At 60.5% G+C, this 7105-nt stretch carries 4 protein-coding genes; all 4 read left to right on the top strand.

Annotated features, from left to right (window positions below; translation table 11 throughout):
- Positions 1-88 precede the first annotated feature (88 nt).
- The 4 genes from pflA (at position 89) to NW853_RS04200 (ending at position 6962) form a co-directional block, all read left to right on the top strand.
- The gene (gene pflA, locus NW853_RS04215) at positions 89-841 is read left to right on the top strand and encodes a pyruvate formate-lyase-activating protein (RefSeq protein ID WP_011429382.1); all 753 of its coding nucleotides are present in this window, start codon (positions 89-91) and stop codon (positions 839-841) included.
- Between the two features lie 188 nt (positions 842-1029).
- Positions 1030-1440 carry an OsmC family protein gene (locus NW853_RS04210; RefSeq protein ID WP_414335832.1) on the top strand — a complete coding sequence of 137 codons (411 nt, stop codon included), beginning with the start codon at positions 1030-1032 and terminating at the stop codon, positions 1438-1440.
- 91 nt (positions 1441-1531) lie between these two features.
- Complete coding sequence (gene adhE, locus NW853_RS04205) at positions 1532-4162, top strand: bifunctional acetaldehyde-CoA/alcohol dehydrogenase (RefSeq protein ID WP_414347943.1); 2631 nt, start codon at positions 1532-1534, stop codon at positions 4160-4162.
- Positions 4163-4217: 55 nt separating this feature from the next.
- Positions 4218-6962 (top strand): GNAT family N-acetyltransferase, encoded by a 2745-nt coding sequence (locus tag NW853_RS04200; protein ID WP_414347941.1) that lies wholly within the window; start codon positions 4218-4220, stop codon positions 6960-6962.
- The last annotated feature ends 143 nt before the right edge of the window (positions 6963-7105 follow it).

The following is a 7105-nucleotide window of genomic DNA, read 5'->3' as shown; positions in this document are numbered from 1 at the left end:
AAACCGTGATGTGCATAACATGGCCAGCAATTGGGAAGAAAACCTCAAGATTAGTTGATATTTTGCAAAAGCCATTGAGGATAGAAGTATGGATACCCCGCTCAACCCCTTGACGCCGATAACCGGCCGCATTCACTCGGTCGAGACCTGTGGCACGGTGGATGGGCCAGGGATCCGCTTTGTCATCTTCCTACAGGGCTGTCCTCTGCGCTGTCTGTACTGCCACAATCCCGACTGTCGGGATCCCAATGCCGGCCAGGTGGTGACAGTGGACTCCCTCATGGCCGAGATCCAGCGCTGCCGCAATTACTACCTCAAGGGTGGGGGAGTCACGGCCAGCGGGGGGGAACCGTTAATGCAACCCAACTTTGTGGCCGAGATTTTCCGCCGCTGCCACGAGCTGGACTTGCACACGGCGCTGGACACTTCCGGCTACGCGCCCTTGGGAGTGGCCAAGCCGGTTTTGGCCCATACGGATTTGGTGTTGCTCGATATCAAGTCCTATCTGCCGGAGCTCTATCGCAAAGTTACCGGCGTTTCGCTGCAGCCCACTCTCGATCTGGCTCGCTATTTGGATCAGATTCACAAGCCTACCTGGATTCGTTTTGTTCTCGTTCCTGGACTAACAGATCCTGAGGAAAACATCAAGGGCTTGGCTGAGTTTGTGGCCACTCTATCCAACGTGGAGCGGGTGGAGGTTTTGCCCTTTCACAAGATGGGGGAATACAAATGGCAGCAGTTGGGACTGCCCTACACCCTCAGCGATGTCCAGCCGCCCACCCCGGAACAGATCAACCACGCTTTGCAGATCTTTCGCGAGCGGGGATTGGTGGCGGTTTAATGGCTGCTAAGACTTAGTTTATTACAGTAGCAACAGTAACAAAAACAGAGTCAATCCCCATTTGCATCAGCTTGATCCCAAAGTCATCTCTAAAATTCTTAGGCTGCCCCTAAAGTAGCGCTAGGTTGAACTTATAGGCTAGGAGCTGGCCAACTCTGGCAGATGGAAAAATAGAGGAGGGATCCCCAGTGGAAGTGCGCGTAACCTACCAAAATGGCGTTCAATTTCAAGCCGAAAGCCGCGGCCATCGCATCCTCAGCGATCAGCCCTTGGACAACCACGGCCAAGATCAGGGAATGACGCCGCCGGAGTGGTTTTTGGCCTCTTTGGGTGCCTGTGTTGGCTTTTATGCCGTCAAGTATCTGGAAGCGCGGCAGTTGGATCCTCGAGGGCTGGAAGTGGTTGTTACTGCAGATAAAGTTGAGCACCCCAGCCGCTTAGACAACATTTGCATTCGCGTTCAGACAGGGATCCCCCTCGACGAAAGGCAGCAAAAGGGCCTAGAAAAAGCTGTCGACGCTTGCATCATCCACAACACCCTCACCCATCCCCCAAAAATGACCACCGAGATCCAGGTTCCCGCACCTGTGGGCGCTTAGCCAGCCAGTGAGCCTATGGAGTTTTCCAGCAATTTCTAATGGTTGCCTCAACTCTTAACCCCTATGGATGTGATTTTGGAGGGATCCACCTATGCCCGTCACCAACCTCGAGGAACTGGAAGCTTTGATCCAACAGGTGAAAGCTGCCCAGGCTGAATATGCCACCTTCACCCAGGAACAGGTGGATCGGATCTTTCACAAAGCTGCCCTGGCAGCCAACAACGAGCGGATCCCCTTGGCCAAGTTGGCCGTAGAGGAGACCGGCATGGGCATTGTGGAAGACAAGGTGATCAAAAATCACTTTGCCTCTGAATACATTTACAACAAGTACAAACACGAGAAAACCTGTGGCGTCATTGAGCGGGACGAGAGCTTTGGCTACGAGCGCATTGCCGAGCCGGTGGGGCTTTTGGCGGGCATTGTGCCGGTCACCAACCCCACTTCGACAACGGTTTTCAAAGCCCTCATCACTCTGAAAACCCGCAACGCCATCATTTTTGCGCCTCACCCCCGCGCCAAACGATGCACCATCACCGCGGCCAAGGTGGTCAAAGAGGCGGCTGAGGCGGCAGGCGCGCCTGTGGGCTTGATTGGCTGGATTGACGAGCCCACGATTGAGCTTTCTCAGGCTTTGATGCAGCATCCGGAGGTGAAATTGATCCTTGCCACCGGCGGCCCCGGCATGGTCAAGGCGGCCTATTCCTCCGGCCACCCCTCGCTGGGCGTGGGGGCGGGCAACACGCCGGCGGTCATCGACACCAGTGCCGACATTCCCATGGCCGTCAGTTCAATCTTGCTCAGCAAAACTTTTGACAACGGCATGATCTGCGCCTCGGAACAGGCGGTGATTGTGGTGGAGGCCGTTTATGAGCAGGTGAAGGCGGAATTTTGTCATCAAGGGGCCTACTTTTTGGATCCGGAACAAACGCAAGCGGTGCGCCGCATCCTCCTCAGGGATGGCCGTCTCAATCCAGCTATTGTCGGCCAATCGGTGCAGACCATTGCCGCTCTGGCCGGGATCCAGGTACCCGAAGGCACCAAGCTGCTGATTGGGGAAGTGGACAAGGTGGGGCCCGAAGAGCCGTTTTCCTACGAAAAATTGGCCCCTGTTTTGGCCTTCTACCGTGCCAAGGATTTCCACAGCGCCGTCGATGTTGCTGTCCAACTGGTCAATTTCGGTGGGCGGGGCCACACCTCTGTTTTGTATACCGATCCCGCCAACCAGGACGATATTGCCTACTTTGAGCATGCCCTCCAAACAGCGCGGGTGCTGATCAACACCCCCTCTTCCCAGGGGGCGATTGGGGATCTCTACAACTTTAGGCTGGATCCCTCGTTAACTTTGGGCTGTGGCACGTGGGGGGGCAACTCGGTCTCCGACAATGTGGGGCCGCGCCACCTGCTCAACATTAAAACCGTGGCCTACCGGCGGGAAAATATGCTCTGGTTCCGGGTGCCGCCCAAGATCTACTTCAAGCCGGGATGTCTACCGGTGGCGCTGCGGGAGTTGGCCGGCAAAAAACGGGCTTTTTTGGTGACCGATAAGCCCCTCTTCGACCTGGGTGTGCTGCAGCCGGTTACCCAGGTTTTGGACGAGCTGCACGTGAACTGGGATGTCTACCACGAGGTGGAGCCGGATCCCACCCTCAGCAACGTCAACCGCGGCCTGGAGCAGTTGCGCCAGTTTCAGCCGGATGTCATCATCGCCGTGGGTGGCGGATCCCCGATGGATGCGGCCAAGGTGATGTGGCTGATGTACGAGCAGCCCCAGGTGGAGTTTGAAGGCCTGGCAACGCGCTTTATGGACATCCGCAAGCGGGTCTACGAGCTGCCGCCGCTGGGGCAAAAAGCCCAACTGGTCTGCATCCCCACCACTTCCGGGACGGGATCCGAGGTAACGCCCTTTGCGGTGGTGACCGATGACCGGGTGGGGATCAAGTACCCCCTGGCCGACTACGCCCTCACCCCCAGCATGGCCATTGTCGATCCGGATCTCACCCTGAAGATGCCCAAGAAGCTGACGGCTTACGGCGGCATCGATGCCCTCACCCACGCCTTGGAAGCCTATGTCTCGGTGATGGCCAGCGAGTTTACCGACGGGCTGGCGCTGCAGGCAATTAAGCTGCTGATGACCTACCTGCCGCGGGCCTACGAGAAGGGAGCTGAGGATCCAGAAGCACGGGAAAAAGTCCACTACGCCGCCACCCTTGCCGGCATGGCCTTTGCCAACGCCTTTTTGGGGGTGTGCCACTCCTTGGCCCACAAGCTGGGATCCACCTTCCACCTGCCCCACGGCCTGGCCAATGCCCTGATGATTACCCACGTCATCCGCTACAACGCCACCGACGCCCCCTTCAAGCAGGCCATCTTTCCCCAATACCGCTATCCCAACGCCAAGCACCGCTATGCCGAAATTGCCGATTACCTGCAGTTGGGGGGAGCCAATGATGAGGAAAAGGTCATGCGCCTTATCGAGGCCATCGAGGAGCTGAAGCGGAAGCTGGGGATCCCGGCCAGCATTCGCGAGGCCCTCAGCGAGAGCGAGCAGGCCTTTTACGACCGTCTGGAAGCGATGGCGGAGCAGGCTTTTGATGACCAATGCACCGGCGCCAACCCCCGCTACCCCCTCATTCAGGATATGAAGGAGCTGTACGTCTTGGCCTATCGGGGCTGCCGGGTGGAGGCTGCCCTCTACCACCAGCCGGAGCCGGCTCTGGTTTAAGGTCGGCCTTCCTCCCCGCCAAAACGTACTTCTCCCTTCCCTCCTTGCAACGGCTATGGCTACGCTGCACCGCCCCGATCCCAGCCTGGACATCTGGAAGGCCAGATCCCACCCCTTAGATCCCATTTTTCTGCCTCGCTCGGTGGCGGTGGTGGGGGCAACAGAGCGCGAGGGCAGTGTGGGGCGCACGGTGCTCTGGAACCTCATCAGCCACCCCTTTGGCGGCACGGTCTACCCGGTCAACCCCAAGCGGCACCAGGTGTTGGGCATCCGGGCCTACGAGCGGCTCTCTGCTCTGCCGGAGCCGGTGGATCTGGCCATCATCGCCATCCCGGCAGCCGGGGTGCCGGCGGTTATTCAAGAATGCGTCGAGGCCGGCGTCAAGGGGGCCATTGTCCTCTCGGCAGGCTTTAAGGAAATTGGCCCGGAGGGGCTGGAGCTGGAAAAGGCCATCCAAGAGGCTGCCCGCGGCAAGCTGCGCCTCATTGGTCCCAACTGCCTGGGGATCCAAAATCCCCACACCGGCCTCAATGCCACCTTTGCTGCCCAGATGGCCCGACCCGGCAACGTGGGGTTTATCAGCCAAAGCGGGGCGCTCTGCACCTCGATCCTGGACTGGAGCCTGCGGGAAAATGTCGGCTTTAGCGCCTTCATCTCCCTGGGATCCATGCTGGATGTGGGCTGGGGGGATCTCATCGACTATCTGGGCGAGGATCCCCATACCCACAGCATTGTCCTCTACATGGAGTCGATTGGGGACGCGCGGTCGTTTGTGTCGGCGGCCCGCGAGGTGGCGCTGAGCAAGCCCATTATGGTCATCAAGGCGGGGCGTACCCAGGCGGCGGCCCAGGCGGCAGCTTCCCACACGGGATCCCTCACCGGCAGCGACGCGGTTTTGGATGCAGCCTTCCGCCGCTGCGGTGTGCTGCGGGTGGATCACATCGAAGATCTCTTCGACATGGCGGAGGTGCTGGCCAAACAGCCCCGCCCGCAGGGCCCCCACCTCAGCATCCTCACCAATGCCGGCGGACCGGGGGTGCTGGCCACCGACACCCTCATCCGCGCCGGGGGATCCCTGGCCCAGCTCTCTCCCCAAACCCTGGAGCAGCTTAACTCCATCCTGCCGCCCCACTGGAGCCACGGCAATCCCATTGATATTTTGGGCGATGCCGGGCCGGAGCGCTTTGCCCAGGCGCTGGAGATCGTGCTGCGGGATCCCGCCAGCCAGGGCTGTTTGGTGATCCTCACCCCCCAGGCGATGACGGATCCCACCGCCACTGCTGCCAAGGTGGTGGAGACCTGGCGGCGCAGCGGCTCCCGGCAGCCCATCCTGGCCAGTTGGATGGGGGGAGACTTGGTGGATGCCGGCGAGCAGATCCTTAACCAAGCGGGGATCCCCACCTACCGCTATCCGGATCAGGCGGCACGGGTGTTCAGCTATCTGTGGCGCTTTAGCGACAACCTCAAGGCCCTCTACGAAACTCCCACTCTGCTCCCTGCAACAGCGGTCGAGCGCGAGAGGGTGCAACCCATCCTCGGCCAAGCCCGGCAGCAAGGTCGCCGGCTCTTAACCGAGGTCGAGTCCAAGGAGATCCTGGCCGCCTACGGGATCCCGGTGGTGCCCACGCGGGTGGTCAAGAGCCCAGAAGCGGCGGTAGAGGCCGCCGCAGAAATGGGCTACCCGGTGGTGCTGAAGCTCTACTCCCACACCCTCACCCACAAGAGCGACGTGGGCGGTGTGCAGCTCAACCTGCCCGATGCCGAAGCGGTGCGGCGGGCCTTCGCCCAGATTCGCCGCAACGTCAGTGAGAAAGCAGGGCCAGAGCACTTCCAAGGGGTGACGGTGCAGCCGATGATCCGCACCGACGGCTACGAGCTGATCCTGGGCAGCAGCGAGGATCCCCAGTTTGGGCCGGTGTTGCTGTTTGGCAGCGGCGGCCAGTTGGTGGAGGTGTTCCAGGATCGCGCCATTGGCCTTCCCCCCCTCAACACCACCTTGGCGCGCCGCCTGATGGAGAATACCCTCATCTACAAGGCCCTCAAGGGGGTGCGGGGACGCCGAGCCGTCAATCTGGAAGCGCTGGAACAGCTCTTGGTGCGCTTCAGCCAACTGGTGGCCGAACAGCGGCAGATCCAAGAGATCGACATCAACCCCCTGCTGGCCTCGGGCGAGCAACTGCTGGCTTTGGATGCCCGCGTCATTTTGCGCTCGGAGCAAGAACCACCCGTGCCGTTGGCCATCCGCCCCTACCCCAGCCAGTACACTTGGCCCTTCCGCGAGGGCATCACCATCCGCCCCATCCGTCCCGAAGACGAGCCGCTGGTGATCCAGTTTCACCGCCACGTCTCCGACTACAGCATCTACCTGCGCTACTTCCACCCCATCAAATACAGCGCCCGCATCGCCCACGAGCGCTTGGTTCGCATCTGCTTTAACGACTACGACCGCGAGATCGCCCTGGTGGCGGAAAAACAGGAGCCAGAAGCTACAATCCTCGGCATCAGCCGCCTCTCCAAAAAACACGGCCCTCCCGAAGAAGCCGAGTTTGCCCTGTTGGTGGCGGATCCCTACCAAAGACAGGGGATCGGCACGGAGCTGCTGACCCGCCTGATTCAGGTGGCCCGCTGCGAAGGGATCCGGCGCCTCACCGGCGAGGTGCTCAGCGAAAACGAGGGCATGCGCCGCCTCTGCAGGCGCTTGGGGTTCCAGTTGCTCCCCTCTTCAGAGGATCCCGGCCTCCTCAGGGCCACGCTGGATCTTGCTGCCGATGCGGCGCTCCCCACCCCCTGCCCTGCCTAGGGATCCCTGGCCCTAAAAACGGTTTGCCGACCGGCTTACCGTAGAATGTGAAGAGCGGCAGCCAGCCTCACGGGTTGCAAAGCCCTTCAGCTCCCCTCTCCCTTTGGGAGAGGGGCTGGGGGTGGTCGCGTGAGCGGCGCGGA

The sequence above is a fragment of the Synechococcus sp. H55.11 genome, assembly GCF_047462475.1.
GTDB lineage: Bacteria > Cyanobacteriota > Cyanobacteriia > Thermostichales > Thermostichaceae > Thermostichus.
Note: the sequence above shows the minus strand (reverse complement) of the source record. Positions and strands in the feature narration are given on the sequence as shown.

Excerpts from the sequence above, each read along its gene's own strand:
- pflA (WP_011429382.1), top strand. The coding sequence starts at position 89 with ATGGATACCCCGCTCAACCCCTTGACGCCGATAACCGGCCGCATTCAC.
- adhE (WP_414347943.1), top strand. The coding sequence starts at position 1,532 with ATGCCCGTCACCAACCTCGAGGAACTGGAAGCTTTGATCCAACAGGTG.
- NW853_RS04200 (WP_414347941.1), top strand. The coding sequence starts at position 4,218 with ATGGCTACGCTGCACCGCCCCGATCCCAGCCTGGACATCTGGAAGGCC.